This window comes from Fibrobacter sp. HC4, from assembly GCF_023373925.1.
Lineage (GTDB): Bacteria > Fibrobacterota > Fibrobacteria > Fibrobacterales > Fibrobacteraceae > Fibrobacter.
In genome coordinates this window covers 161,909-185,979 of the sequence record NZ_JALCZV010000006.1, presented here as the reverse complement: position 1 = coordinate 185,979, position 24,071 = coordinate 161,909, and the positions used below count along the sequence as shown (strand labels likewise).

General features: G+C 50.9%; 25 protein-coding genes and 1 tRNA gene. 10 read left to right on the top strand and 16 right to left on the bottom strand.

The genetic code is table 11. The features are described 5' to 3' along the window. The first annotated feature begins 184 nt into the window (after positions 1–184). Positions 185–2,785 (top strand): ATP-dependent Clp protease ATP-binding subunit, encoded by a 2,601-nt coding sequence (locus MMG03_RS05945; protein WP_249505868.1) that lies wholly within the window; start codon positions 185–187, stop codon positions 2,783–2,785. Between the two features lie 154 nt (positions 2,786–2,939). On the opposite strand, the gene MMG03_RS05940 is transcribed toward MMG03_RS05945, so the two are convergent. From MMG03_RS05940 to hisC, 3 genes are all read right to left on the bottom strand, one after another. Continuing rightward, positions 2,940–4,013: a hypothetical protein gene (locus tag MMG03_RS05940; RefSeq protein ID WP_249505867.1), complete on the bottom strand. Its 1,074-nt coding sequence runs from the start codon at positions 4,011–4,013 to the stop codon at positions 2,940–2,942. Between the two features lie 47 nt (positions 4,014–4,060). Continuing rightward, the gene (locus tag MMG03_RS05935; RefSeq protein WP_249505866.1) at positions 4,061–4,888 is read right to left on the bottom strand and encodes an inositol monophosphatase family protein; all 828 of its coding nucleotides are present in this window, start codon (positions 4,886–4,888) and stop codon (positions 4,061–4,063) included. A gap of 114 nt (positions 4,889–5,002) precedes the next feature. Further along, a complete protein-coding gene (gene hisC / locus MMG03_RS05930) occupies positions 5,003–6,094 on the bottom strand; it encodes a histidinol-phosphate transaminase (protein ID WP_073156931.1) in 1,092 nt (363 codons plus the stop codon). Between the two features lie 61 nt (positions 6,095–6,155). Between hisC and MMG03_RS05925 the strand changes: the two genes are divergently transcribed. Then, a complete protein-coding gene (locus tag MMG03_RS05925) occupies positions 6,156–6,863 on the top strand; it encodes a hypothetical protein (protein WP_073156929.1) in 708 nt (235 codons plus the stop codon). 1 nt (position 6,864) lies between these two features. Here MMG03_RS05925 and MMG03_RS05920 read toward each other — a convergent pair whose 3' ends face one another. Next, complete coding sequence (locus MMG03_RS05920) at positions 6,865–9,096, bottom strand: DNA internalization-related competence protein ComEC/Rec2 (protein ID WP_249505865.1); 2,232 nt, start codon at positions 9,094–9,096, stop codon at positions 6,865–6,867. 184 nt (positions 9,097–9,280) lie between these two features. On the opposite strand from MMG03_RS05920, the gene MMG03_RS05915 reads away from it, so the two are divergent. Genes MMG03_RS05915 through MMG03_RS05900 form a run of 4 tightly spaced genes read left to right on the top strand, consistent with a single transcriptional unit; the run spans position 9,281 to position 13,143 of the window. Then, positions 9,281–10,537: a hypothetical protein gene (locus MMG03_RS05915; RefSeq protein WP_073156923.1), complete on the top strand. Its 1,257-nt coding sequence runs from the start codon at positions 9,281–9,283 to the stop codon at positions 10,535–10,537. Positions 10,538–10,544: 7 nt separating this feature from the next. Further along, positions 10,545–11,183 carry a DUF4416 family protein gene (locus tag MMG03_RS05910; RefSeq protein ID WP_249505864.1) on the top strand — a complete coding sequence of 213 codons (639 nt, stop codon included), beginning with the start codon at positions 10,545–10,547 and terminating at the stop codon, positions 11,181–11,183. Beyond that, positions 11,180–12,163: a hypothetical protein gene (locus tag MMG03_RS05905; RefSeq protein ID WP_088665353.1), complete on the top strand. Its 984-nt coding sequence runs from the start codon at positions 11,180–11,182 to the stop codon at positions 12,161–12,163. The genes MMG03_RS05910 and MMG03_RS05905 overlap by 4 nt, the downstream gene beginning before the upstream one ends. A 2-nt stretch (positions 12,164–12,165) precedes the next feature. Continuing rightward, entirely contained in the window at positions 12,166–13,143 is a 978-nt protein-coding gene (locus tag MMG03_RS05900) for an asparaginase (protein ID WP_073283743.1), read from the top strand. Positions 13,144–13,176: 33 nt separating this feature from the next. Here the strand turns inward: MMG03_RS05900 and MMG03_RS05895 are convergent, their stop codons facing one another. After that, positions 13,177–13,494 carry a hypothetical protein gene (locus MMG03_RS05895; RefSeq protein WP_249505863.1) on the bottom strand — a complete coding sequence of 106 codons (318 nt, stop codon included), beginning with the start codon at positions 13,492–13,494 and terminating at the stop codon, positions 13,177–13,179. A gap of 68 nt (positions 13,495–13,562) precedes the next feature. Between MMG03_RS05895 and dtd the strand changes: the two genes are divergently transcribed. Beyond that, positions 13,563–13,997: a D-aminoacyl-tRNA deacylase gene (gene dtd / locus MMG03_RS05890; protein WP_073156911.1), complete on the top strand. Its 435-nt coding sequence runs from the start codon at positions 13,563–13,565 to the stop codon at positions 13,995–13,997. A gap of 243 nt (positions 13,998–14,240) precedes the next feature. After that, entirely contained in the window at positions 14,241–15,020 is a 780-nt protein-coding gene (locus MMG03_RS05885; RefSeq protein WP_249269300.1) for a hypothetical protein, read from the top strand. An 85-nt stretch (positions 15,021–15,105) separates the two neighbouring features. Here the strand turns inward: MMG03_RS05885 and MMG03_RS05880 are convergent, their stop codons facing one another. From MMG03_RS05880 to MMG03_RS05830, 11 genes are all read right to left on the bottom strand, one after another. Continuing rightward, the gene (locus MMG03_RS05880; protein ID WP_073156906.1) at positions 15,106–15,441 is read right to left on the bottom strand and encodes a GerW family sporulation protein; all 336 of its coding nucleotides are present in this window, start codon (positions 15,439–15,441) and stop codon (positions 15,106–15,108) included. A 55-nt stretch (positions 15,442–15,496) separates the two neighbouring features. Then, a complete protein-coding gene (locus MMG03_RS05875; protein WP_073156903.1) occupies positions 15,497–16,342 on the bottom strand; it encodes a hypothetical protein in 846 nt (281 codons plus the stop codon). A 44-nt stretch (positions 16,343–16,386) separates the two neighbouring features. Then, complete coding sequence (locus MMG03_RS05870) at positions 16,387–17,259, bottom strand: hypothetical protein (protein WP_073283734.1); 873 nt, start codon at positions 17,257–17,259, stop codon at positions 16,387–16,389. 25 nt (positions 17,260–17,284) lie between these two features. Next, entirely contained in the window at positions 17,285–18,136 is an 852-nt protein-coding gene (gene asd, locus MMG03_RS05865; protein WP_249505862.1) for an archaetidylserine decarboxylase, read from the bottom strand. A gap of 53 nt (positions 18,137–18,189) precedes the next feature. Then, the gene (locus MMG03_RS05860; RefSeq protein ID WP_139259105.1) at positions 18,190–18,507 is read right to left on the bottom strand and encodes a hypothetical protein; all 318 of its coding nucleotides are present in this window, start codon (positions 18,505–18,507) and stop codon (positions 18,190–18,192) included. A gap of 174 nt (positions 18,508–18,681) precedes the next feature. Then, a complete protein-coding gene (serC, locus tag MMG03_RS05855; protein WP_073156892.1) occupies positions 18,682–19,800 on the bottom strand; it encodes a 3-phosphoserine/phosphohydroxythreonine transaminase in 1,119 nt (372 codons plus the stop codon). 169 nt (positions 19,801–19,969) lie between these two features. Next, entirely contained in the window at positions 19,970–20,494 is a 525-nt protein-coding gene (locus tag MMG03_RS05850; RefSeq protein WP_073156891.1) for a hypothetical protein, read from the bottom strand. Positions 20,495–20,649: 155 nt separating this feature from the next. Beyond that, positions 20,650–21,540: a methylenetetrahydrofolate reductase [NAD(P)H] gene (gene metF / locus MMG03_RS05845; RefSeq protein WP_073156888.1), complete on the bottom strand. Its 891-nt coding sequence runs from the start codon at positions 21,538–21,540 to the stop codon at positions 20,650–20,652. A 446-nt stretch (positions 21,541–21,986) separates the two neighbouring features. After that, a tRNA-Arg gene (locus MMG03_RS05840) sits at positions 21,987–22,060 on the bottom strand. Between the two features lie 224 nt (positions 22,061–22,284). Then, positions 22,285–22,731 carry a hypothetical protein gene (locus MMG03_RS05835; protein ID WP_249505861.1) on the bottom strand — a complete coding sequence of 149 codons (447 nt, stop codon included), beginning with the start codon at positions 22,729–22,731 and terminating at the stop codon, positions 22,285–22,287. 64 nt (positions 22,732–22,795) lie between these two features. Then, complete coding sequence (locus MMG03_RS05830; protein ID WP_083538113.1) at positions 22,796–23,371, bottom strand: TlpA disulfide reductase family protein; 576 nt, start codon at positions 23,369–23,371, stop codon at positions 22,796–22,798. 128 nt (positions 23,372–23,499) lie between these two features. Here MMG03_RS05830 and MMG03_RS05825 point away from each other — a divergent pair, with 128 nt between their 5' ends. Then, entirely contained in the window at positions 23,500–23,745 is a 246-nt protein-coding gene (locus tag MMG03_RS05825) for a hypothetical protein (protein ID WP_249505860.1), read from the top strand. Continuing rightward, complete coding sequence (locus tag MMG03_RS05820; RefSeq protein ID WP_249505859.1) at positions 23,730–24,044, top strand: hypothetical protein; 315 nt, start codon at positions 23,730–23,732, stop codon at positions 24,042–24,044. The genes MMG03_RS05825 and MMG03_RS05820 overlap by 16 nt, the downstream gene beginning before the upstream one ends. Positions 24,045–24,071 lie beyond the last annotated feature (27 nt).

The following is a 24,071-nucleotide window of genomic DNA, read 5'->3' as shown; positions in this document are numbered from 1 at the left end:
GGTTCTTTTTGAGATGAAAAATGTTCTTTTTTAAACGAAATAGGGGCTTTTTTTATGAAAAAAAGCCTTTTTTCCCCGTTTGCGGTGTTTTTTTGCGGTAAATCCATAAAAAGACGGTCTTGGCACGACAATTGCATTAAGTGGGGCGTTAATAAAGAAAAGCGCCCTTGTGGCGGAGGCAAATATGTCTGATTTTAATAATGATGCAGAAAAGGTTTTGGCCAAGGCCCAGAGTTTGATGGACCGTAATTCCCATTCTTACCTGGGATGTGCCCATTTGGCCGTGGGTCTGGTAGAAGGCCCTGATGCGACCCTGAAAAAGCTGTATAAGTCCAAGAACGCGAAGACTCAGGACCTGCGCGGTCGTCTGGAGCCTTTCGTGCAGAAGGTGCCCCGTGTGGAAGGGGCAAACCCGGATGTGGGCCCGGATAGCGATCTGAACCGTGTTTTGCGTGCTGCCGTGCAGTCGGCCCGTCAGGTGAATCGTATGGTGACTCCCGGCGACATGCTGGTGGCTCTGATGAAGTTTGCGGGGGACCGCGGCATTGCCAAGGTGTTCGAGGACGCCCTGGGCTCTGTGGAAGTGGTGGAGACTTGGCTCTCTGATCCTTTCGCCGGGGCAGCCAATGCCGAGGAACAGTCCCCGCTGAAGTTGTATGGTCGTGAGCTGGTTGAAATGGCTGCCGATGGTCGCCTTTCGCCGGTGATTGGCCGTGAAGAGGAAATCCGTCGTGTAATCTTGATCCTTAGCCGAAAGACGAAAAACAACCCCTGCCTCGTTGGTGAACCTGGCGTGGGTAAGACCGCTATCGTCGAAGGGCTCGCCGAGCGAATTTATCGCGGCGATGTGCCTGACGCATTGAAGGGCAAGAAACTTTTCGCCCTGGATTTGTCCGCCATGATGGCTGGCGCAAAGTACCGCGGCGATTTCGAGGAACGTCTGAAGTCTGTTCTGGACGCCCTTGAAGAAGACGGAAATACTCTTCTGTTCATTGATGAAATCCATACCATCGTGGGCGCCGGTAAGACCGAGGGCTCCATGGATTTGGGTAACATGCTGAAGCCCAAGCTGGCTCGTGGTGAACTGCACTGCATTGGCGCAACGACCACTCAGGAATACCGCAAGTACATCGAGAAGGATTCCGCCTTGGAACGCAGGTTCCAGCCGGTGCAGGTCACGGAACCGACGGAAGAAGAGGCTATCTCCATTTTGCGTGGTATCAAGGATGGCTTTGACGCCCATCATGGGGTTCGTCTGCACGACAATGCCTTGGTGGCTGCAGTGAAACTTTCCAACCGCTACATCAGCGACCGATTCCTACCGGATAAGGCGATTGACTTGATTGACGAGGCCGCAAGCCTTGTGAAGACCCAGATGGACACGGTGCCGGAAGCTCTGGATACCTTGCAGCGTAAGGAACTGCAGATGAAGATCGAGGAACAGGCACTGGCGAAGGAAACGGACGACAATTCCGTAAAGCGTTTGAAGGAACTGCGTGAGGAATTGGCTTTGACGGAAGCCGCGGTGAAGGCTATGCAGGAACGCTGGCAGGATCGTCGCGCCCAGAGTGCTGAACTGCAGAACTTGAAGAAAGCTTTGCAGCAGGCCAAGGACGAAATGGAACAGGCCGAAGCCCGCTACGACTTGAACCGCGCTGCAGAACTGAAGTACAACAAGATTGTGAACCTGGAAAAGGAAATCGCCGAAAAGACCGAAGCGATGCGTAAGGCCGCTGCCGACTCCGACTTGAGCGAAGAGGTGACGGAAGATACCATCGCTCTGGTGGTGAGCCGCTGGACTGGCGTGCCCGTAACCAAGCTTTGCGAAGGTGAAAGGTCCAAGTTGTTGCATTTGGATGAACGTTTACACGCTCGCGTTATCGGGCAGGATGACGCGGTGGAAGCGGTGTCCGAAGCCATCTTGCGTAACCGTAGTGGCCTCAGCCGCGAAAACGCTCCTATCGGAAGCTTCCTGTTCCTGGGCCCCACTGGTGTTGGCAAGACGGAACTGGCCAAGGCCTTGGCTGTGGAACTTTTTGATGACGAAAACGCTCTGGTCCGTATCGACATGAGCGAATACATGGAGAAGCATACGGTAAGCCGTTTGATCGGTGCGCCTCCGGGATACGTAGGCTACGAAGAAGGTGGACAGCTGACTGAAGCCGTACGTACCAAGCCCTATTGCGTCATCTTGCTGGACGAAATCGAAAAGGCTCATCCCGATGTGTTCAACACCTTGCTCCAGGTTCTTGACGATGGTCGTTTGACTGATGGTAAGGGCCGCACGGTGAACTTCAAGAACACCCTGATCTTGATGACGTCTAACTTGGGTGCTGAAAAGTTCCGCGAACGCTTGGCCCGCGCAACTTCTGGCGCCGCTGGTAGTGCCGCAGGCTCTTCGGGCGAGAACGTCGCGCCGGTGACGGTTGCCGACATTGAAGCCGACCTTCATGCTTTCTTCCGCCCGGAATTCCTGAACCGTCTGGATGAAACGCTGGTATTCCAGAGTCTTACCAAGCCTCAGATCCGCGACATTGTAAAGCTGAAGTTCGCTGGCCTTGCAAAGCGTGCCGCCCGCCAGGGACTGGAACTGACTCTGTCCGATGCAGCCTTGGATGCCATTGCGGATGGCGCTTACCAGCCGGAATTCGGTGCCCGTCCCATCCAGCGTTTCATTGAACGCAACGTGGAACGTGTGCTGAGCCACGCCATCCTTGCTGGCACAGTAAGCTCCGCAAAGCCGGTGGTCATCGACTACGAAAACGGCGTGTTTACTGTGAAGTGATGGTTCGGCGACGCTCACCAACCTTAAAGGTTCCTGTGCGGAGCCGAAGAGACCCTGACCCCAAAATTCAAGCAATCGTCCGAAACAAAAACAGCCCCGGATTTCCCGAGGCTGTTTCTTTTATACAAATTGCGTTGTGTTGTTGCTGGCTAGATTAGAATTTTGCAAACCAGGAATTTTTCTTGGATGGCTTTGCTTCCTTGGCTGCCCTTTTATATAGATAGGGAATGTCTGAACTTGGCTGTTGAGCAATACTACGAATGCATTCACGGAATTCATCGATGTTCGTAAGGTGGTTTTCGTGAATGAGTTGGTTGTAAACAATGCTGTCTGGTTCGTATTCAATGCCGCATTCGTGGAACCCGCTCATGTCGTAGATGTCGCGACTATTGCAGGTTTCCTTGGAAATCGCTTCTTCAAAATCTTTTAGGTAGCAAGTGGAGGAAAGCGTGGTTACGGTTGCTTCTACCAGCCTTGATTCCATTGATTCTTCTGCAGAGGTGAGGCTAAAGGTGTAGACTTGGCCGTTAATGGTGAAGTTCGCTTGCTTGTTGCTTACTTTTTGATACGTAATGTTGTTTTCTTGCAGGAAAACGTCGAACTCCGGGCCTCCCTGATCCTGATCGTCAAAATCGCTGGCGTAGATTTCGTGGAAACCGGAACCATTGTAGAGAGCCTGTACAATGTAGTAGGCTAGATCCGTTTTTGTGAAATCAGCATTTTCTCTTAAACTAAAGTTGACAGTGGCTGTTGATTGGGTGAAAGTGATTGTTTCTGTGGCGTAAGGTGAGAGGCTGCACTCTTGCACTCCGTCGTCATCGTCATCATCGCAAAGAAGCGCTTCCCAAGTACCATATAGGCGACCATTGTTTTTGCCAATAAGAAAGTTTTTGCGATCGTAAACTTCGTCATCATAGGTCTTAAAGGTGTGGAGGATTAGAGTGTCTCCCTTGATTTCGTATGTATTGGTATCTGCATAAACCTTTAAGCCTCCGTCGAGCCATTGTGGTTCCCCATCTACAAGGGCGCAGTCGCCGACTTCTCGTGACATGGAAACAATAAGTGTTTGGGTCGCTTCATTGACGGAAAGCTGATAAACATATCCGCCAGTAGGTGAAAACGGATTGTTTGAGGCTGCAGTCCCGGAACTGTCGTCGCCACATGCGATTAAGGATAAAGCAGTTAATGCAACTGTAAAAATTGCAACTGTAATTTTTGTGAACTTCATTTGTTGTCTCCTTCTAACCTGTTTTGCCGTAATTTACGACTTTGATATTACTTCTTGAAATACCCAGCGACTTCGTCGTGGATGAGTCCGTTGGATGCGAAGCTGGTGTAGCCTTCGTAAATGGGGGCGACGGGCTTGCCGTTGGCATCGAACAGTTCGGTTCTGCCGTCCAGCATGCTGAACTTGCCACCTGCCTCAGAGAAAAGCAGAGGATACGGGGCGATGTCCCAGAGGGAAACGATGGGGTCGATCATCAGTTCGGCGCGGCCTGCGGCTACCAGGTAGTAACCGTAGCAGTCGCCCCAACCGCGGTGGAGGCGGGCTGCGCGACGGACGTTTGCGTACTGTTCGCCATAGCCTGCAGTTTCCATGGTGTTGACGGTGCCGGAAAGAACCAGGGCGTCGGAAAGTTTTTCCACCTTGGAACACTTGGAGACGCGGCAGTCCTGTGCGCTGCTACCGAGGAATGCGCCGCCATCCTTCACGGCCCAAACAGCGGTGTTCATGGCCGGGATGCGGATAAGGCTGGCGATTGCTTCGCCGCGACGGTATAGTGCAATCAAGGTACCGAATAGAGGCACGCCGTGGATGAATGCCTTGGTGCCGTCGATGGGATCGATGACCCACTGGTATTCTGCATCGGGACTTTCGATTCCAAATTCTTCACCAATGACGCCGAAGCCCGGAGTTTCCTTTGCCCAGAATTCGCGGCAAAGTTCTTCGGTGCTCTTGTCGGCGATGGTCACAGGGGTCTTGTCTGCTTTCCATTCCACGCCAACATCGTTCTGGAAATACTTTAGGATGTTACCCTGAGCCAGTTCGGCAGCCTTCAGGGCAATGTTTAACAAATCAAGATTTTCTTTTGTTGCGCTCATTGTAACCTCTCTGGATCCTTCACTTCGTTCAGGATGACATATAGGGTCGTTCAGGATGACACCTCAAAGCGACGAAGTCGCGCCCTCATACCTCAAAGCAGCGCCGCTGCGCCCTCATACCTGTTTTGTCCACTTCTTAACAAGATCCATCAAGAACTGGTTTTCTTCAGGCTTGCCCAAGGTAATGCGGACGTGTTCCGGCAAACCGAAGCTGGTGAGGCCGCGGATAATCATGCCGTTTTCTTCCAGGAACTGCACCATTTCTTTTGCCTTAGGGCCGATGTGGACGCAGATGAAGTTGCCTTGGGTGGGCAGCACCTTGAAACCGAGACCTTCGAAGAAGGGCTTCAGGACCTTGATGCCGTCGGCGTTCAGCTGGCGGGTACGTTCCACGTGTTCCTTGTCGCCGAGGGCGGCAATGGCTGCAGCCTGGGCGGCCAGGTTAATGTCGAAAGGCGGCTTGATCTTCCACATGGCCTTGATGACCTGTTCGCTGGAGATGGCGTAACCCAGACGGATGCCTGCCAGACCGTAGATCTTGCTGAAGGTGCGGTTGATAAGCAGGTTGGGGTACTTCGCGATCATTTCGAACATGCGAGGGTAATCTTCAGCGGTGGCGAATTCAGCGTAGGCTTCGTCCAGGAACACCATCACATTGGAGGGAACCTTGCTCAAAAATTCTTCAAGTTCTGCGCCTGTGTAGTAAACGCCGGTGGGGTTATTGGGGCTGCAAATAAAGGCCACGCGGGTCTTTTCATTAATGGCTGCGGCCAACTTATTCAAGTCGGTCTTTTCTTCACCGACCCCAACGCCAATAAAATCGGCACCGTTGGAGAGTGTGGTAAACTTGTAGACGCTGAAGGTGGGGGTAATGCCCACACAGTTGTCGCCCTGACGGATAAATGCCTTGCCTACCATGTCGATGATTTCGTCGGAACCGTTACCCAGCACCAACTGGCTGGTCTTGACACCGTAAAATTCGGCAAGGGCGTTAATCAGGGTGGGAGCGTCACCACGAGGGTAAAGATGCAGTGTGTCCACGATCTTCAGGTAGGCTTCCTTGGCCTTGGGGGAAGGGCCGAGGGGGTTTTCGTTGGAAGCCAGCTTTACCACTTCGGTAAGGCCGTACTTGGCACGAATTTCATCCATGGACTTGCCAGGGACGTAGTCAGAAAGCTTAGAAAGTTCGGGACGCGGATCGATCATAATATCCTCTTTTGAATGAGCCTACAAAAGGCTGGACAAAATTTAGCTAACTTTGGGCAGTATGAGAAATTTACGTCTTGCCATTTTCGCCTTTGTGGTTGCAATGTTTGCAGCTAACAGTTTCGCCCTGGACCGTATCTGGAACATGCGCTATACTTATGGCCCTGATTTCAGACCGTCTCCCAAGTTCGCCGCCGGTGTTGGCCTGCGTTCTGATTTTGGCAGCAATGTGCTGTTCCCCGTGAACATCATGGGGCAGCTGGCCAAGGACTGGGATATCGGTGCCAAGCTGGATGTGTACACTTACAATCAGCTGGACAATGTGGAAACTTCCGTAGACTTCGGTACCCGCTACCGTTTTAACGGAGCCTTTTTTGAAATTGACGGTTACTTCGGCTTGAACCGTGATAACGGTGGAGCCTTGGTGCTGACTTATGGCAAGGAATATTTCATCGCCAAGAATTTCTCCAATGGTTATGAGGCCCGTGCAGGTTTTCTGAAGGGTGTAACTGGCGAAGACGGCTATGTGAAATTCGCCGTAGGAACCATTCCCACTTTGCATTTTGGAAAGTCCTTCCTCTTGATGATCGAGGTGAATTCCTCGGGTAGCGTGGGCTACCTCAAGGATGACTTCATGCTGGATATCATCCCCAAGATGGAGTTGGCTCTAGGTGGTGCTAGAGTCCGCGTAGAATTCGATATCGGCGTATTGCAGGAATCCAATAACGACCAGAAGAGCATTGCCCTCTACGTTTTGACTTCGCTGTAATTTATTCTAGCATGGTGCTTGTCTGCACGCCTTCCCTTGAAAATAAAATGTGGATGGTCCCTTTTTCTGCGGTATTCACGTAAGGTATTCCAAGGGAATCCAGCCGTTGGATGACCTGCTTGCTGGGGTGGCGAAAGCGGTTGTGTCGCCCGCTAGAAACAATAGCTAACTGGGGTTGCACCTTTTGCAGAAAGACTCGACTGCTAGACGTTTTTGATCCGTGATGTCCTAATTTCAGGACATCACTTTTTATGTACATATCTGTGTTCATGATTTCCTTTTCTCCTGCAATAGTCAGATCGCCTGTAAGTAGGGCGGAGTGTCCCAATCCCTTGGCCCGCAGTGTGATGCTCTGGGTGTTTACGTCGACACACCGGCGGGTAACCGGATGAAGAATTTCAATTTGGAAAAGATGTTCTTTCCATAGCAATCCACGTTCCATATCCCGAATGATTATGCCTCGGCTGTATGCTTCCTGAATGAATTTTTGCCAGTTAGACTTGTCTTCTATGCGGGCACAATCCGTAATCCACAATTCTTTTACAGGGAATGTCTTGATCAGGGAAAGGGCTCCGCCGTAGTGGTCCAGATCCGGGTGGGTGATGATAAAGGCGTCGAGGCGGGAAACTCCGATGTGGTGCAGGTAGGGGACGATGGTGTTCTGGGTTCCGTCACCGGCGTCGATGAGGAAATTTTTTTGGGATGGAGTTGTAAGCAGGTGGCTGTCGCCTTGGCCTATATCTAGGGTGATTAATTGCCAATTGGGAACGCTAGCCTTTATGAAATTTCCGTAGGCGAATGTTCCGCAAAATACGAGAAGGCTCGTCAGGTAAAATCTCTGGACAAGGCGGTTCTTTTTTGCGGCAGGGGCCAGCAGTATCACCAGCCCCAGCAGAAGGAGTAACGCAGGGCCGAAGGGGCCCACCGTGGCGGAGGCTTCCGAAGAGTCGGACAGTAATCGCGTTAACAGGGTGGCCAGACGCAAAAAGAATTTGGCGGCATAGCAGAAGTTTTGCCTTAAAATATCGAGGGGCGATAGCAAGGCAAATAGGCCAGCCTGCATACCCATGGAAATGGCTGGCACAACGACGATGTTTCCGAACCAGGCAACGGGCGACAAAGTCTTGAAATGATGGATGAGAAAGGGGGCTGTAGAAAGGGTGGCGCAAAAGGTGACGTAGGTAGGTTCCAGTATGGCTCCTTGAAAAAACGCCCATAGTTTGTTCTTGGTCAGTTTCTTGGGGAGACCCTGTAGTGGATTTAGAGGGCCGCTAATGATGATGCCCGCCGTAGCCGCCACGGATAGCTGAAAGCCTGGATTCCAGATGACTTCAGGTTCCGGGAACATGATAATGAATAGGGCGATTCCCAGACTGTTTAATGGGTTGGGCTGCTTTTGGAAGGTGGCTCCTATTAGAGGGACCGAGAACATGATGACGGCCCGTCGCACGGCAGGAGAACCTCCGGTTACAGGGATGTAGAGCAATAGCAGTAATACCGCCAACAGACGCACTATGTGATGGGGGAGGCCTGTTGCTTTCAAAAGAATCATGAGCATTCCTGCCAGCAGTACCACATGGAATCCGCTGATGGCTAGCACATGCACAAGCCCCGTCCTCTGAAAGTCGCTGCGGAGGGCGTCGGGTATTCCGCTCTTGTCGCCGGCAAGTAGCCCGAGCAAGAGTCCTGTTTCGGCTGGGTCCAGGTAGTCGGCGAATCTGCGGGCTATCCATTGTCGGAATTTATAGAAGTATCGTTCGGGAACTAGTCGGTGGCTATAGACATCCCAGTGCTTGAATTTTCCGTAGGCGGTTAATCCTTGTGATTGCAGCCATTGCCGTGTATCAAACGCACCTGGAACGGTTGGCGGATTGACTGGGTACCAGCTGGCTTCGTAACAAATGGAATCTCCGGCCATGGGCATAATGGGGAGGTCCCGTTTTTCGGTGAGTCTTATTTTGTTAGAACCGCTGTTGATGATGACGGCTAGACCGCTGGATTTTTTTTGAATCGTCTCGACGATGCCGCAACCCTGTTGAGGAACATCTTGGGACTTAATCGGGTTTATGGGGCTATGCAATGCGTAGTGGCTGATTAGGGCTAGAATCAGGGCCGCAAGGGAGACCTTTTGCAAGTGGCGGGAGGCAACGTGGATCAAAAAGGGACAAAGAATCAGTAGGGGAATTCCATAGACGGGGGCGTCGAAGGTGACCAAAGTGACGATGAAAACCATGGCTCCCCATAGGGCCGGTTTTCCCTGGATTCCTGTTAACAGGTCTTGAAGATTGCAGAAAACATTTTTTATACTAGTTGAAAAGTGCTTCATCGGCTGAATTCTCCCAAAATTCTATCTTTTTTCTATACACGTATCTTTGGGGAATTAGGAACCTATGAAAATGAAAAATTTCTGTAAAAATATGTTGAAGAAATCCTTGTTGTTGTGGATGCTGGCGGTTTGCCTTGGCATGATGGGCTGTATCTTCGATTCCGATGAGGAAACCGAAGTGACCTTGTTGCCCGACAGTGGATTGTTCTTTCAGATGTTCCCCAATGACAAGGCCAACAATGATTCTGTGGATGCCCAGTTGGCTCACGGTATCAGGTTGCTTGTTCATCCTAAGGCTACCTACGAACTGTCCTTTGACAAGGGGGAGGCTACCGAAGCTCCCAGGCTGCAACTTTTTAGACTTGATGTAAAGGGGGACAGCTATTATGCATCCAAGGTCCGCGTGATTTCGGCTACCGAAAGTAATGGCCGTTTTGTGTATAAGTTTACCTGCGACGAAAATGATATGGCTCAATGGGCGACCTCGCTGGAAATGAACCGCGGATTTTATAAGGGCTCCACAAGGAATGTCGAATTTAAGGGAAAGGGAGCCTACTCCGATCACATGTCCTTGAATTTGGTGGCTGTAGGAAATGTGGCCGAGACTTTGGATGGTTTTACCATTGAGGAATTTTCCGATGAACTGCTGAAAAGGTTCCGCAAGTATTATTCCAGCGTGACCATCGATACCCTGTATGTGAGCTACGCCCAGGATCACCCCTGGGTGGGCAAGAATTATCCGGCTGACGAACCGTGGGTTGCCGGAAGATCTTCAAGGGATACCATGCTTTGCGAATTGACTGGCTGGCCCGATATGGAATCGGCTCTGGAATTGATTCTGGTTCACTCAATCTATAGTGATGGCGTTGTTGGCTTCTCGAATCTTTTTAGCGGTAATATGGAAGCTGGTGAAGGCAGCACCGTGTTGCTTGGAACGCATACGCGAAGCCGCGGGTCGTCAGTTCCTTTGACTATGGATGAAATTGTGGAAACTGCCTTGCACGAAACCGGACACTTCTTTGGACTTCGCCATACGACCTCTACTATGAGGGATATGAGTGCCTATTATGATTTCTCCAATTACGAAGACGGTCTGGAGGACACACCCTATTGTCCGGAACTTCAGCGCAGTGGCTTGGTGAAGGAATCTGCAGAAGGTGAGGTGGACTTCCGTATTCCTGGAATGAGGATGAGACGCGAAGCGAAGGCTGACTATAATTTCACATTGGAGCAGTGTCCCGATGCAGACAACTTCATGTACCCTGTTGTTTCTGATGTCAGGTATTCCCAGTTCTCGAAGGAACAGCTGGAAATCATTCGTTCCAGTTTGATGATTTTCCCTCATTAAGGTTTTTATGAAAGCTTCTCAATTTAGTGAACAGGCTCAGCTGATAGCCTTTGTTTTGCAGAAGGGTGCTGAATGGGATCCCTCTGTGATTGAACTCCTCGAAAAGACTTGGGGGCCGATTCGGCATAAGGGAAAACTTTTTGCCTTTGACAGGACCAATTATTATACCCCTGAAATGGGGGATGGTCTTTACCGTGGAGTGGTTTCTTTTGAGAAATGCATTTCGCCTGAGACCATCGCCGATGAAAAGGAGCGGAGCAACGCACTGGAATTGACTACAGCCAACAGCGAGAATCCAGATCACCGCCATGTGAATATCGACATCGGCTATATGGATTTGGATAAGGTGGTGTTGCCTAGCTACAAGCGCGGACCTTTTAAACTTTACGCCGGGAAGGGCGTGTGGCTGGATATGCTGCTGACCTATGCCAAGGGCGTTTTTCACCCTACAGCCTGGGCCTTCGAAGACTTTACCCGCAACCCCTACCAACACGACCTTCAGTTGATAAGAGAAAAGTATAAAAAGGCGAGAGTCGCGGCGGATTGCTTGCAATCCGACATGACCGAGCCGCCCACTTTGGCACCGGAGGGGCAAAAGTATAAAAAGTCTAAAGCGGCTGGTGGTGAGGGTTCTTGCCGCCTATGAAACGCTTGGGCTTGATTGTTGTGGTCGTGGTGGCCTTTTTATATGGAGGCCATCAGCTACGTGTTCGCCTGGCAGAAAATGCCGCCATCGAAAAGCATAATGCCCTGGTTGAAGAGACCAACGCCTGTCTGGAATCCGGGGATTGGAAGTGCGCCGAGAAGGATTTGAAAGTGCTGCTTTCTGAAACTCCCGAAAATCGCAACTTGCAATTGCATATGGCGGGTGTGCTGCTGGAACAGGAACGCTACGAAGACTGCATCGCCTACATTTCTGGACTGGGTTACAGCAATGGGGATCTGGAATATCTAACCGAAAAATCCAAGATGCTCATTCGAGAAATGGAAACATTGGGCCTGGAACGTTCCGCCCATTTCCGACTGGAATTTGATGGACGCCCCTCTCGCAGCGATGTGCTGGAAGCCCTCTCGGTGTTGGAAGTCGCTTACGATTCCCTTTGCCACCTGTTTGATTTCCGCCCCGAAAATAAGTTGCAGGTGGTGCTTTATGAATCAGAAGATCATGGCGGTGTTGGTGGTCGTCCTGCTTGGGCAGGAGCCCTGTTTGACGGAAAGCTTCGTATTCCTGTAAATGTCATGCAGTATCGTGAAGTCTATCGCCCCATGCTGTTTCATGAATTGACTCACGCCTTTATTAGGGCCATGGTCCGCGTAAAAATTCCCACCTGGGCCAACGAAGGTATTGCCCAGGTTGTAGATGCAAGCCGCAATGACGTGGCTAGACCCGCCGGAAGTGAACCTTCCTTGGATGTGCTGTCGGCTCCCTTTGTTGGAGAGACCCGTACCGATGAGGCGGTAAAGCTTTACTGGTATTCCCAGAAAATGGTGGAGGGAATGCTGAAAAGGAATGCTGACTTTACACGGTTCCGTGATTTTATCAAGAGCCTAAGCTCCATGAGCGCCGATGAAGCCCTGCAGAAATTTTATGGAGTGACTGCCCAACAGCTTTTGAATGAGGTCTGACCATGGCGAAAAAGAAAGTTGTTATCCTTGCGACTGGTGGAACTATTGCCGGTGTTGGTGAAGCCGGTGCCAATACGGGCTATGTATCGGGGCAGATTGCCGGTGTAGACCTGGTGGCTGCCGTTCCTGAAATTGCAGACTACGCCGATGTGACGGTGGAGCAGTTCTGCAATGTGAATTCTGACGACATGACGGGCGAACTGTGGCTTAAGCTGGCCAAGCGTATCGACGAACTTGCCGAGGATGGATCCGCCTCTGGACTGGTTGATGCGTTCGTCATAACTCATGGTACCGATACCATGGATGAAACGGCCTACTTCCTCAGTCTGACTTTGCGAACCGAGAAGCCGGTTGTGCTGACTGGCTCGATGCGCCCTGCCACTGCCAAGGAACCGGATGGCCCGGCTAACTTGCTGGGTGCCGTACAGAGTGCTGTTGGCTTTGCTCTAGAAGATGAACCCGTTGGAAATAACGTGTGGGTTTATTTCGGAGGCGACCTGTTTGATGCTCGCAGAGTTCAGAAATGCAGCGCCAGCGAATTGCAGCCCATGGGAATCGATTTCCCTGGATCTGGGGCGGCTGACTTTGACAATGCCTGCGAATCCCCGTTTTTTGATATTTCCGGCGTGACGGAACTGCCTAGAGTTCATGTGGTGTACTTCGCCGTAGACGCGAACCCCCGCCTGCTGGAATTTGCCTCGGCCATTTCAGACGGACTCGTGATTGCTGGGGCCGGCAGTGGAGAATTTAGCCTTCCGTGGTCCCGTGCATTGGCTAATGTCGACATCCCTGTGGTTGTGGCTACTCGAATTAACCACGGTGTGGTTACCCTGAACAGGAATCTGGCTTTGGCACCCGAAGGTGTGGCCAGAATCAGCGCCGGTGAACTGCCTCCTCAGAAGGCTGCAGTTCTTTTGCGACTGGCCTTGACCCAGACCAAAAATCCGTCGCGTCTGGCTAAAATTTTCGAAAACGCCTGATTGCGGGTTCGTTGCGTAACTTTCGCAGGAACATTACTGATTCAGTTTTTCCTTGGCGGCCTTGATAGCGTCTTCGGCCTTGTCTAGGGCGGCGTTTGCGGCGTCCTTGGCTGTAGATTTAGCAGCGTCGGCTGCATCACTAGCTTTGTCCTTGGCTGCATCTGCTACGTCGCTAGCCTTGTCTTTAGCAGCATCTGCTGCATCGCTTGCTTTATCCTTGACTACATCTGCAGCTTCGGTAGCTGCCTTTTTGGCCTTGTTGGCGTACTTGCTGGCGGTTTCGCTGGCTTCCTCGCCACATGCGGTAAGGCTGGCTGTTGCAATCATGGAAATCAAAATTAGACGCTTCATAAATTCCTCGTAAAGTTAGGGGTAAATATAGCCACTAATATATCGTCTGAATGTCTATATTTTGTCATATGAAATTTCTAATCCAGCGAGTAAAAAAGGCCCAGGTGGATATCGCCGGCGAGACCGTCGGACAGATAAACCAGGGTTATATGGTCTTAATAGGGGTTGGCGAAACCGATACCCGCGAAGAGGCAGACCGCCTGATCCGCAAGATGATGAACCTCAGGATTTTTGCCGACGAAAATGGCAAGACCAACTTGAGCATCAAGGACGTAAACGGCGAGTTGCTGCTGGTTTCCCAGTTCACCTTGTACGCCAACTGCAACAAGGGGAATCGACCCACCTTCAATGGTGCCGGAAATCCGACCCTTGCCAATGAACTGTATGAATACGTCATTGAACAATGCCGCAAGGAAATTGCCAAGGTGGAAACAGGTCGCTTCGGTGCCGACATGCAAGTAAGTCTAGTCAATGACGGCCCGTTCACCATCATGCTGGAATAAAGGTTCGCTCGGCAAGCCTCGCTAGAGGTGCGAGGTCGGTAGCTCCGCTACCTAGAGCGAACGGCCTAAAGCGAAAAGGTTAAAGTGTAGAGAATATAACTCACACCTCATACCTCACACCTCACACCTCATAACTCATAACTCACCGCCTATTGCGAGGATAATGTGCGCAAAATAAAATTTCAAGTCGTCTTACTTTTTTTCGCCCTGTTCTTGTCTTCTTTTATGATTTCGTGCGCGGGTATGCGTGACGATGCTCCCGGCGAATCTGCCGGTGATTCCGGCATGATGGACACTCCCTGCGATGAGTGCGGTAAGCGTGGCGATATCGAACTGAAAATCACCGACGAAAAGTTCTACCGCGAATGGAATGTGGCTGCCTATAACCGCCTGGATTCCAATGCCGTAGTAGGCGTGTTCCCTTCGCTTTTGGTAAATGCCAAGCGACCCGAAACCTGCCGCTTCTGCCACAGTTACAGCGCCGACGCCTTGGATTTTGATCTGGCTCGCGTTGAAGACTCCATCTTCGTAAAGGCTTTCCCCAAGATGCAGCGCGAGCTGATGCTCCCGGGAATGCGTCTGCCTGACGCCGATTCCAGCTACCTGGATACGCTGTCTGCCGCTTTCCTGAATTTCAAATTCGCCGATAATTTGCCTCTTGAAGATTTTACCCCGTGGCAGGACCGCGAAGGTATCGAGCAGCCCTTTACCCGTGTGGTGCCTACACCTCTCAAGAATTTGCTGAACAATACCGCTAGCCGCTATGGTCTGCGCTATATTTCTATCCCGGTGCGTCTTGATGTGTTTATGGATCCTGATCTGGGCAAGTCCGGTGGCTTTACCTGGAAGATCCTATGGACCCTTTGGGATGCCCGTTATGGGGAATTGGTCTTCTTGACCTACTCGGAATATACCGCGTCGACTGCTAGCCGTGTCGCTCCGGAAAAGGAATGGACGGAACCCTTTGGAGCTCGACTGCAGAAGATGTTCACCACCGACGTCAATACCCTGGAAGCTCATTAGTCTGACGCAGAAATTTAGCGCACGAAAAATGGCCCGCGATAGCGGGCCGTTTCTATACATCTTGTTTTATAGTATGCGTTGTCTATTAGACTTCACTATTTTTCTTGCTGAACTTGTTCATTACATCGGGAACCAGGTCCATGACCTTGCTCATAATGGAACTGTCCTTGCTGATGGGCATGATTCGAACGTCGTCGCCCTTGATCACCAGGAATGCAACCGGATCTACGGAAGCGCCGCCGCCGGAAGCGGAGGTGTCGCCCTTGCTGGAATGTCCGCCGAAACCAAAACCGACAGAAACGCGGCTGACGGGAACGATGATGGTGTCGCCGGATTCAATGGGCTTGCCGATTACAGTTTCTGCCTGGGTGATAAAGCGGAGCTTTTCTAAAAGAGTTTCTGCGAGTTTTTCAATAGCCATAATTCTAATATAGTTATAAATACCTAGGTTGTTTTGCCTGGATGAACGTTAAACCTTAATATCGAGCTTCGTAAATGCGGTCGCTGGCGGTAAAGAATTTGCGTTCCAGATCGGGCCAGCTGAGGAATCCCCAGACGACGGCGATGCGGCCACCTGCCAACTGGGTTGCGATTCCGTTTGCCCCTTCGCCTGCAGCAAAATAGACGCAGTCGCTGCTGGGGAAGATGCCCTTGGGTTCAACAATGTTCAAGTTCTGGATCCAGCTTTCGAAAGCTTCGGCTTCTTCCTGGTCCCAGCTGCGGGCCACGTTCCAGCGGAGGTTGCCATCGCGGTAGCTCTGTACAAGCACGGGGAAGGTGGACTTGACTCCCATGAAGTACTTTGTCTGGATGGAGGTCTTGCCCTGTTCGCGATTTTCGAAGGGCAGACTTAAGAAAGCCTGGGGAAATCCGCCGTGGAATCCGGGGAATCGACGTACGTAGTTTTCCAGGTCGCTTCGTTCGTAGCGTCTAAAGCTGTCGTGCCTGAAAATGAAAATCCTGTGGTCGGCACGGATACTCTGTTCCAAAAAACTACCGCGCAAGATGGGGGCGCTGCCTTGGAATCGTCCGCTGTTCATGTAGTAATCCAGGGCGTACACGTCGCTCTTGAATTCCAGAATGGTTACGTCCAGAGTGTCGCCTTCCAGAATCGGGTAGCGGATTTCAATGCGCTTCTGCAGAGCGGAAATGTCGCCGACCATACTTGAATCCACTGCGGCAATGATGGGCTTTACCGACTTGTAAGTCAGCTCTTCCAGGCTTACGGGCTTAACCTCTTCCTGCTGACAGGCGCAAAGGAGTAGCGCTTGCATCAGGGCGGCAAAAAGACCTGCCTTCATCATTTTCTTGTGGAACTTCATACAGTTTGAATTTAGTATTTGTGAGGCTCTCTGTTTGGGGTTCGTCACTTTTTTTCGGCGTAATTGCAGAACTCATGGAGGGGGCATTTTTTGCAGTGGTCGGTCACTTGTCTACAAATGAACCCATCCTTGCCATTCTCCAGGAAGTACTGCATACTGTGAGACGAGAGGTAGGGGGACGCCTGGATTTCCTTGGCCAGGGCTACAAATAGCTGGTTGGCCATGACCTGTTTTTCCTTGGGGGTCATGTTGGCGAATCCGTCTCCGCCATTTTCGCTGCTGGCAGGGCCGAGAATAGAAATGTAACGGCGGGCGCCCATGGTCAGGGGCAGGTGGGGCATCTTGGATGTAGGTTTGCAGCGGAGTCCAAGGCCTACCGGTTCTTCTGTAATCAGACGGTAGATGGCGGCGCAAGCCTTGGGCCTCGGGTTGGATTTTCCCATGAAGTAGATTTCGCCCAGGTCTCGCCAGAGTTCCTCGGGGGTGCGGGAGGCGACGTAATCGGTGATGCTATTGTTCCCCTTGTGGTCGGGGCCTGCGCCGTGGTTCCGCATAAAGGCGCCCACGCTCCAGAAAATGCCTGCGGCATGATCAAACAGTTCCCAACTGCGGGTGTGAAAGACGGATTCCTCGCAGTTGTTGATTTCTTCTTCCTTGGGGACAGGCAGTTTCCATAGAGCGTCTCCAGGGAACCTCTCGTGGAGTGCTCGCATCAGGTTTGCGAATTCCGGGTAGCTGCAATTCTGGAATAATGCCGTGCCCAGTAAAACCCAGCCCACCTTTTCCTCGATAGTTTTGCAGTGCCGCGTTACGGCTACGACAGGATCCTGCAGGTCCCTGAATAAAGCGACAAATCCCGCTGTCGCCTTGAACAACGCGGGATTGTCTTGAATGAATTTGCCGATGGAAACTGCCATTGCGGAGGGATCGGAACGCTCTAGGCTAGAGGGCTTCGCCCACCTTCACGGCCTGGCCTACGCGGCTCTTGAACAGATTCGGGTTGCGTTCGCGGATCTTCTTGTCTACCACGAGAATGACTGTACTTCCCATTTCAAAGCGACCCAGTTCGCCACCCTTTTCTACGGCGATAGGGGCCTTGGGCATCCAGTCGAAGCGCTTCTGGTTACGGGGGAGCTTGCCTGCGTTGGTCAGCAGTTCGTCGGTGTAGGCAACACCGATGCGGCCCACGTTGGTGGCGCCCACTTTCACGACCAGGATTTCGGATCCATCTTCCAGGCGGATGTGGCTGGTCAGGCGTTCGTTAATGCAGAACAGGCCTTCCACACGTTCCACGCTGCCTACGTTCACCGGCCACAAAGTACCCGGGCAGTAGCTGGCGTCCAGCACCTGACCGTTGACGGGGCTATGGATGCGGTGGTAGTTAAACGGAGCCAGGTAGATGGTGGCAAAGGCGCCGCCTTCAAAACGCTTGGCCATTTCATCGTCGCGGAGCAGGTCCTTCAGTGTGTAGGTCTTTCCCTTGGCCTGGATCAATTCCTGCTTTTCGTCGAAAGTTGCTGTCTGGGAAAGAACGCCGTCCACAGGGCTAACGATTTCGGTGTCTGCAATGGGACGCATGCCCGGCTTTAACCTGCGGATGAACAGCTCGCCGATGTTGGCGTAATGTTCCAGCGGGTACTCGGATTCGTCCATGTTCAGCTTGTAGTAGCTGCAGAACATGTTGCGGGCCACCTTGCTGATAATCGGCAAACGAAGACGAGTGATTGCGCCAAAGGCACGGCTGGCTGCGTTCTTGGGCAGCAACTTCATAAAGACGTAAAATGCAGAATTCATAAGAGTAAAGATAAAAAAATCCCGATGCCTCGGGTTCTTTTTTTATCCTGTCGTCAGTCCCCAAGGCCGGGACTTGCCCCCATCAATACAACCAGTAAGACGGGAAGTCCGACGATGAGGCCTATCGCAATCGTATATCCTAGAAAGGAAAGTGCATTCTTTGCGGCACTTGTGGTTTGAGTTGTAGAATCCGTTTTTGAGGAGTCTGAAACAATCGCCGTGGAATCCGTTTTCTTAGTGTCTTGGGAGCCCGCATCAAGTATCATGTAGGTTCCAAATACTAAGCCTCCTACAACAACGTCTGTTTTGGAACAGCCATTTAGCCCAAACGACAAAACCAACGAAAGCAGAATGGCATTAATAAACTTCATGACTATAAAGTAAAAATTCTTCGGGTGAAAGTGGCAACAGATCATTTATGCAAAAGAATCCCGATGCCTAAGCACCCTTTTTAGGATAAAGGATAAAGCGAAAAGGATAAAGAAAAAAAGGTTAAAGGACGAATCCTTTAACCTTTAAACTTTCAGCTTTACGCTGTCTTAGGACTAGCCCAGGATCTTCTTTTCGTAGTCGCCCATGCAGTCGACGAGAGCCTGGACACCTTCGATGGGCATTGCGTTGTAGATGGAAGCGCGGAAGCCGCCAACAGAACGGTGACCCTTGATCTGCACGAGACCCTTGGACTTTGCGAATTCGATGAAGTCCTTAGCCATGTCTGCATCCTTTTCTTCGGAAACAACTTCGCGGTTGAAGACGAACGGAACGTTCATGAGAGAACGGTCTTCCTTAGCAGCGGTACCGACGAACACCTTGGAGTTGTCGATGGCGCTGTACAGGAGAGCAGCCTTTTCGCGGTTGATCTTTTCGATAGCGTCAACACCGCCAATCTGCTTGAGCCAGTTGAGGGTGCGGTTCATGGTGTAAACTGCGAATACCGGAGGAGTATTGAACATGGAGTTCACGCCGGTCTTTTCGTCCAGGTGAGTCTTGAAGTTCAGCATGGTGGGGATCTGACGGTCAACCTTACCGAGGAGGTCCTTACGGATGATGGAAACGGTAACGCCTGCGCAGGAGATGTTCTTCTGTGCGCCGCCGTAGATCACGCCGAAGTCTTCCACGTTCACCTTGCGGGCGAGGAAGTCGGAGCTCATGTCAGCCATGAGGAAGCCGGACTTGGGCTTGGGGAAGTTGTGCCATTCGGTACCGTAAATGGTGTTGTTTGCGGTAACGTGGAGGTAGGTTGCGTTGTCGCTGAGCTGGAGGTTCTTGTCGATGTGGTTGTACACATCTGCCTTGGTGGAGCAAGCAACGTTAACGTTACCGAACTGCTTAGCTTCCTTGAGAGCCTTGTTTGCCCAGACACCAGTGTCGGTGTAGTCGGCAACGCCGTCAGCCGGGAGGAAGTTCATCGGCATCATGCAGAACAAGAGAGAGCAGCCACCGCCGAGGAAAATGATGTCGTAGTTGGCGGGGATTCCCATGAGGTCGCGGAGAAGCTGTTCAGTTTCGAGGAACATGTTCTCGATGGGCTTTGAACGGTGACTCATGGAGAGAATACTGATGCCAGAGTTTGCATAGTCGATGCATGCTTCAGAAGCTTCCTTGAGTGCTTGTTCGGGCAGGACAGACGGGCCTGCGCTAAAGTTATAGACCTTATTAGCCATGATAATGTTCCTTATTTAGTGTTCTTGAAAAACCTTTTGGTTTCTCGACGGGGGTAAATTTAGCAAAAGCTTGAATTTTGGAAAGTTCTTTTTACATGTTTTAACAAAAAAAAAGACGAGAGAAACTCTCGTCTATAGACTTTCGTCTGGAGGGGGCTTCCCGTCCTAACTACACGCCCAGCGCTTCGACTGCAGCCTGATATTTCTTCAGACGGAACTTGGTCTTCAGTTCGCGGCGTTCGTTACGGCGGATATACTTGTCTTCCAGGAGCGTGGTAAGGATAGCAGCCTTGGCCTTGGCCATGACGGGGTCTTCCTTCAGGCTTTCGGCGAACTTGACGAATTCCTTTTCGCGGGCTTCGTAAGTGGCTTCTTCGGCGGGAACGCCTTGGGCCATCAGCTTGCAGCTGTATTCGTCGATCCAGCTCTGGTTCTTGTGGTAAGTCATCTTCTCGATCTTTGCGACCAGGTCGGCGGGTACGCCCATCTGGACCAGGTCCGCAGCAGTCTTCTTGGCAGATGCAGTTGTGGTATCTTGAAGCAGGGCAAGGACTTGCACTTCTTCAGGTTCGCCCTTGGCTTTAAGGTTGTCAACAACATTCTGTAGAAAATCGATGTAGGGGCCACCGGCCTTGTCCACTTGTCCCTGGTGAATTTCGGCGGCGATCTTGTAAGCGTCATTGTAAGAGATCATATATATCCTTTTTCGCCCAGAAGGGGCGGTTCCTAGACAATATATATAATTTGAATTTTTAAAAAACAAACTTTTATTTTAACAATGGAATAAAAAAATCCGCCCAAGTTGGAATATAGGCGGATTTTCGCAAAAAATGCTTTTTTTTTGTGATTTTAGGCGATAAAGTTCTTGCCCAGGATGGCAGAAACGTTCCTCATGATTCCTTCGGCAACGTCGGGCTTGTTCATGGAATAAACGTGGACGTTGGTAATTCCGTTGGCGTAGAGGTCGATAATCTGGTCGCTGGCGTAGATGATACCAGCCTGCTTCATGGCCTCGGGGTCGCTACCGAACTTGTCTACCAGGGATTTGAAACGCTGGGGCATGAAGGAGCCGGAAAGCTTGATGGCTCGTTCTACCTGGTTGGCGTTGGTAATGGGCATGATACCGGGGAGTACCGGACAGGTAACGCCTGCTTCACGAAGCTTGTACAGGAAGTTGAAGAACAGGTTGTTGTCGAAAATCATCTGGGTAGTCAGGAAGTCGGCACCGGCGTCCACCTTTTCCTTAAGATACTTGATGTCTTCGCGCTGGTTGGCACTTTCGGGGTGCTTTTCGGGGTAGCAGGCGGCTCCGATGCAGAAGTCTGCGCCGCTTTCCTTCAGTTCGCGGACCAGTTCCACGGCGTGGTGGTAGTCGCAGTCGGTACGGCCGTTGGCGATCAGTTCCGGAGTGAGGTCACCGCGGAGGGCCATGACGTTAGTGATACCTGCAGCCTTCATGTCTTCGATGCGCTGCTTCACGGTTTCCTTGCTGCTAGACACGCAAGTTAGGTGGGCCAGCATGGGTACGCCGAACTTGGACTTCAGATTCTTGGCAATTTCCAGGGTGTACTGGCTGACGCCGCCGCCTGCGCCGTAGGTGACGCTCATAAAGGCGGGGCCAAGGGCAGCGATAGATTCGGTGGCGTTTTTCACGCTTTCAAAACTGGTTTCCTTCTTGGGCGGGAACACTTCGAAGGACAGGGACATCTTATCTTGCTTGAGAATATCAACGATTTTCATGGTGCGTAAGATAGGAAAAATTGATGGGGAATAGAATAGACTTTTTTTATATGGCTGGCAATAGAAAAAAACTATATGTTTTTTGAGGGCAAAATGGTGAAAATGCCGATTTTACTAACTAAATGGGGACCTTAGGTGTGCTTTAGTTAGTAATTTTTTAAGATAAAGTAACGAAAGGTGTCCGAAAAAAGGGGAGAGTCGGACGAAAAATGCAAATTTTTATTAAAAAAGCCCCCAAAATAAGACTATAACTCAAATTTTGTAGCGAACAAAGTAATAAACTACGCACTAAACGTAACGGAAATCGGGAAATGGTTAGTAGAATCACTGAAAGGGATGAGGTCTGCGTTGGAACAGGCGGGATGCAGCAAGCCTGGCGGCTTGCTGCAGTTTCTACGTCTCGGATATGAAAAAAAAGACCACCCACAGGGGGTGGTCTTTTTTCATAGTCGAGGCGGGATTCGAACCCACGACCCTCTGCTTAGAAGGCAGATGCTCTATCCAACTGAGCTACTCGACCATACTACTTTCTCAAGTGTGGCGGGAATATAGCAAAAATATTCTATTTCATCAACTGGATCTGTTATTTTGTTAGGTTGGTGATGCACTTGTAGAATCCCCCTTCGCTTTCGTAATCATCGAGGTTCATATAGGGAATGTTTTCTGAGGTGCAGTTTTCCTTCTTGTGATCGTAGATGTAACGGTACTGGCATTGCTTCCCGTTTGCGGAAAGGGTGAATGTCGCTATATCCGAACTCTATAGATTGTCGTTCGTGAAGGAGTACTGGGTTCCGTTGATGCTGCCTCTAATTCGTTCTTGTAGAAGTCCCAATCTGGGTTTTGCGGTGAACTGAAGGTGATTGTGTTTTCTGTGATGGAAATGGTGTTTATTTCGTGGGGGATGTAATCTTCAAAAACTTCTTCCATTATCCCATCATAAACAACAAAGCCCGTTTCCGTCCAGGTTCCTGAGGGAACTTTGCTTCTGCACTTTCTATATGGCTTTCCCATTGGGCGGAGGACTTGTCGGCGGATACATTGCAGGTTTCTCTGTCGAATGGGGTGCTGAAACTGTAGAGCTGCTGCGCCGCATGCGGCGAGAATGCCTGCCGCAGCAAGAATGATGAACTTCTTGTTCTTGTCTAGCTCTCCTTGTTTTTGTGCGGGGAATACAGCATTGTCGGTCTGCAAAAAAAGAAGAGACCTCGTAGAGGTCCCTTTTTAAAAGTTAGAGCGTGTGAACCTGATGTCCAGCCTATTTCTTGAGCATCTTGTTCAGGGTGGCTCGCAGGTGGTTCATGTTGGCGTCGTTCACCGTCTCGTAGCGGTAGAATGTCCCGTCGGGGTTCACCAGGTAGACCACGGGGATGTAACCGGTGCCGTAGGCCGGGGCGAACTTGTACTCGGAGTCCTGGAAGACGGGGATGACCACCTTGTACTGGTCGATAAAGAGGCGGATGTCGTTCTTCTTGATGCCGCCGCCGAGGCCGATGGCGATACCGGTCAGGCCGTCCTTTTCATATTCCTTCATCAGGTCCTGGATTTCGGGCATGTGGCGCTGGCAGTGGGGGCACTTGGGGCTGAAGTAGTAGATCAGCAGGGGGCGGTTAGAGAAATGGCTAAAGAGGATGCCAGGATCGCTGATGCCGGCCAGGGGCTTGGAAAAGTCCATTTTCATGGGCTGGTTGGTGGTGCTATCCTGCATGAGCTGGACGTCGGCCATCTTGGGCTGTTCCAGGGCTAGCTGGGCGGAGGCGGCTCCTGCAGAAATGGCAACGGTCAATGCAACAGAACAAAACAGATTTTGTAAAAGCGTACCGGATTTTCTCATAAAACTCCTTTTCGTGCCTTAAAATACGAAATTATTTGGTTTGTGGGGTGGTTCCATATTCAAAATGTGATTTTTATCGAATTTTGCAAACTGAATTTTGGATACGATAATGGGAGGAGAGGTGTAAAATGGGCCGAATAAAGAAGAGTGGGGCGCAGAAAGCTAAACAGAATGCGGGTATGGTGGGACGTTCCCTGGAATTTTGCGGTCTTGGAGACAAGCGCAAGGCGGGGGAACTTCTGGCTCGTGAGATTACCGCCAACGGGAACCCTACTTCAGAATGGCGAAAATCGGGTATCTTTCTGGTATTCAGACAGGAATTTCTACCCTGTGATGAAGAATGTCCTTGGGTGTCCGGATGGTTTCCGTATTAATCGTGAGATGGGATATGATTGCCGTAAGCCGCAGAATGGGGAAGAGAGCAATCTATGGTCCGTTGAAAGAAGAAAACCTAGACGAGGCCATTCGGTTTGTTAAAGACGTCTATGGAAAAATTCTGTCGGGTAAGGCCGATGATGAATGGCGGGGTATTTTCTTTGATAGTCTAAAGGTTCAACTAAAAAGGGATTCTTTCAAGGGTCGAAATTTGACTCCCGAATCAAGGGAGGAAATCTCAAAGGAATTGGAAGATGTGGTTGCTGGTCAAGGAATGGATGATGCGAGTTCTGGCTGATCCATTCCTGCATACGGATTCGGCATG

What these genes read in the sequence shown, in the direction of transcription:
- MMG03_RS05945 (WP_249505868.1), top strand. Translation starts at nt 185, where the DNA reads ATGTCTGATTTTAATAATGATGCAGAAAAGGTTTTGGCCAAGGCCCAG.
- MMG03_RS05940 (WP_249505867.1), bottom strand. Translation starts at nt 4,013, where the DNA reads ATGAAGTTCACAAAAATTACAGTTGCAATTTTTACAGTTGCATTAACT.
- MMG03_RS05935 (WP_249505866.1), bottom strand. Translation starts at nt 4,888, where the DNA reads ATGAGCGCAACAAAAGAAAATCTTGATTTGTTAAACATTGCCCTGAAG.
- hisC (WP_073156931.1), bottom strand. Translation starts at nt 6,094, where the DNA reads ATGATCGATCCGCGTCCCGAACTTTCTAAGCTTTCTGACTACGTCCCT.
- MMG03_RS05925 (WP_073156929.1), top strand. Translation starts at nt 6,156, where the DNA reads ATGAGAAATTTACGTCTTGCCATTTTCGCCTTTGTGGTTGCAATGTTT.
- MMG03_RS05920 (WP_249505865.1), bottom strand. Translation starts at nt 9,096, where the DNA reads ATGGTTTTCATCGTCACTTTGGTCACCTTCGACGCCCCCGTCTATGGA.
- MMG03_RS05915 (WP_073156923.1), top strand. Translation starts at nt 9,281, where the DNA reads ATGTTGAAGAAATCCTTGTTGTTGTGGATGCTGGCGGTTTGCCTTGGC.
- MMG03_RS05910 (WP_249505864.1), top strand. Translation starts at nt 10,545, where the DNA reads ATGAAAGCTTCTCAATTTAGTGAACAGGCTCAGCTGATAGCCTTTGTT.
- MMG03_RS05905 (WP_088665353.1), top strand. Translation starts at nt 11,180, where the DNA reads ATGAAACGCTTGGGCTTGATTGTTGTGGTCGTGGTGGCCTTTTTATAT.
- MMG03_RS05900 (WP_073283743.1), top strand. Translation starts at nt 12,166, where the DNA reads ATGGCGAAAAAGAAAGTTGTTATCCTTGCGACTGGTGGAACTATTGCC.
- MMG03_RS05895 (WP_249505863.1), bottom strand. Translation starts at nt 13,494, where the DNA reads ATGAAGCGTCTAATTTTGATTTCCATGATTGCAACAGCCAGCCTTACC.
- dtd (WP_073156911.1), top strand. Translation starts at nt 13,563, where the DNA reads ATGAAATTTCTAATCCAGCGAGTAAAAAAGGCCCAGGTGGATATCGCC.
- MMG03_RS05885 (WP_249269300.1), top strand. Translation starts at nt 14,241, where the DNA reads ATGCGTGACGATGCTCCCGGCGAATCTGCCGGTGATTCCGGCATGATG.
- MMG03_RS05880 (WP_073156906.1), bottom strand. Translation starts at nt 15,441, where the DNA reads ATGGCTATTGAAAAACTCGCAGAAACTCTTTTAGAAAAGCTCCGCTTT.
- MMG03_RS05875 (WP_073156903.1), bottom strand. Translation starts at nt 16,342, where the DNA reads ATGAAGTTCCACAAGAAAATGATGAAGGCAGGTCTTTTTGCCGCCCTG.
- MMG03_RS05870 (WP_073283734.1), bottom strand. Translation starts at nt 17,259, where the DNA reads ATGGCAGTTTCCATCGGCAAATTCATTCAAGACAATCCCGCGTTGTTC.
- asd (WP_249505862.1), bottom strand. Translation starts at nt 18,136, where the DNA reads ATGAATTCTGCATTTTACGTCTTTATGAAGTTGCTGCCCAAGAACGCA.
- MMG03_RS05860 (WP_139259105.1), bottom strand. Translation starts at nt 18,507, where the DNA reads ATGAAGTTTATTAATGCCATTCTGCTTTCGTTGGTTTTGTCGTTTGGG.
- serC (WP_073156892.1), bottom strand. Translation starts at nt 19,800, where the DNA reads ATGGCTAATAAGGTCTATAACTTTAGCGCAGGCCCGTCTGTCCTGCCC.
- MMG03_RS05850 (WP_073156891.1), bottom strand. Translation starts at nt 20,494, where the DNA reads ATGATCTCTTACAATGACGCTTACAAGATCGCCGCCGAAATTCACCAG.
- metF (WP_073156888.1), bottom strand. Translation starts at nt 21,540, where the DNA reads ATGAAAATCGTTGATATTCTCAAGCAAGATAAGATGTCCCTGTCCTTC.
- MMG03_RS05830 (WP_083538113.1), bottom strand. Translation starts at nt 23,371, where the DNA reads ATGAGAAAATCCGGTACGCTTTTACAAAATCTGTTTTGTTCTGTTGCA.
- MMG03_RS05825 (WP_249505860.1), top strand. Translation starts at nt 23,500, where the DNA reads ATGGGCCGAATAAAGAAGAGTGGGGCGCAGAAAGCTAAACAGAATGCG.
- MMG03_RS05820 (WP_249505859.1), top strand. Translation starts at nt 23,730, where the DNA reads ATGGTTTCCGTATTAATCGTGAGATGGGATATGATTGCCGTAAGCCGC.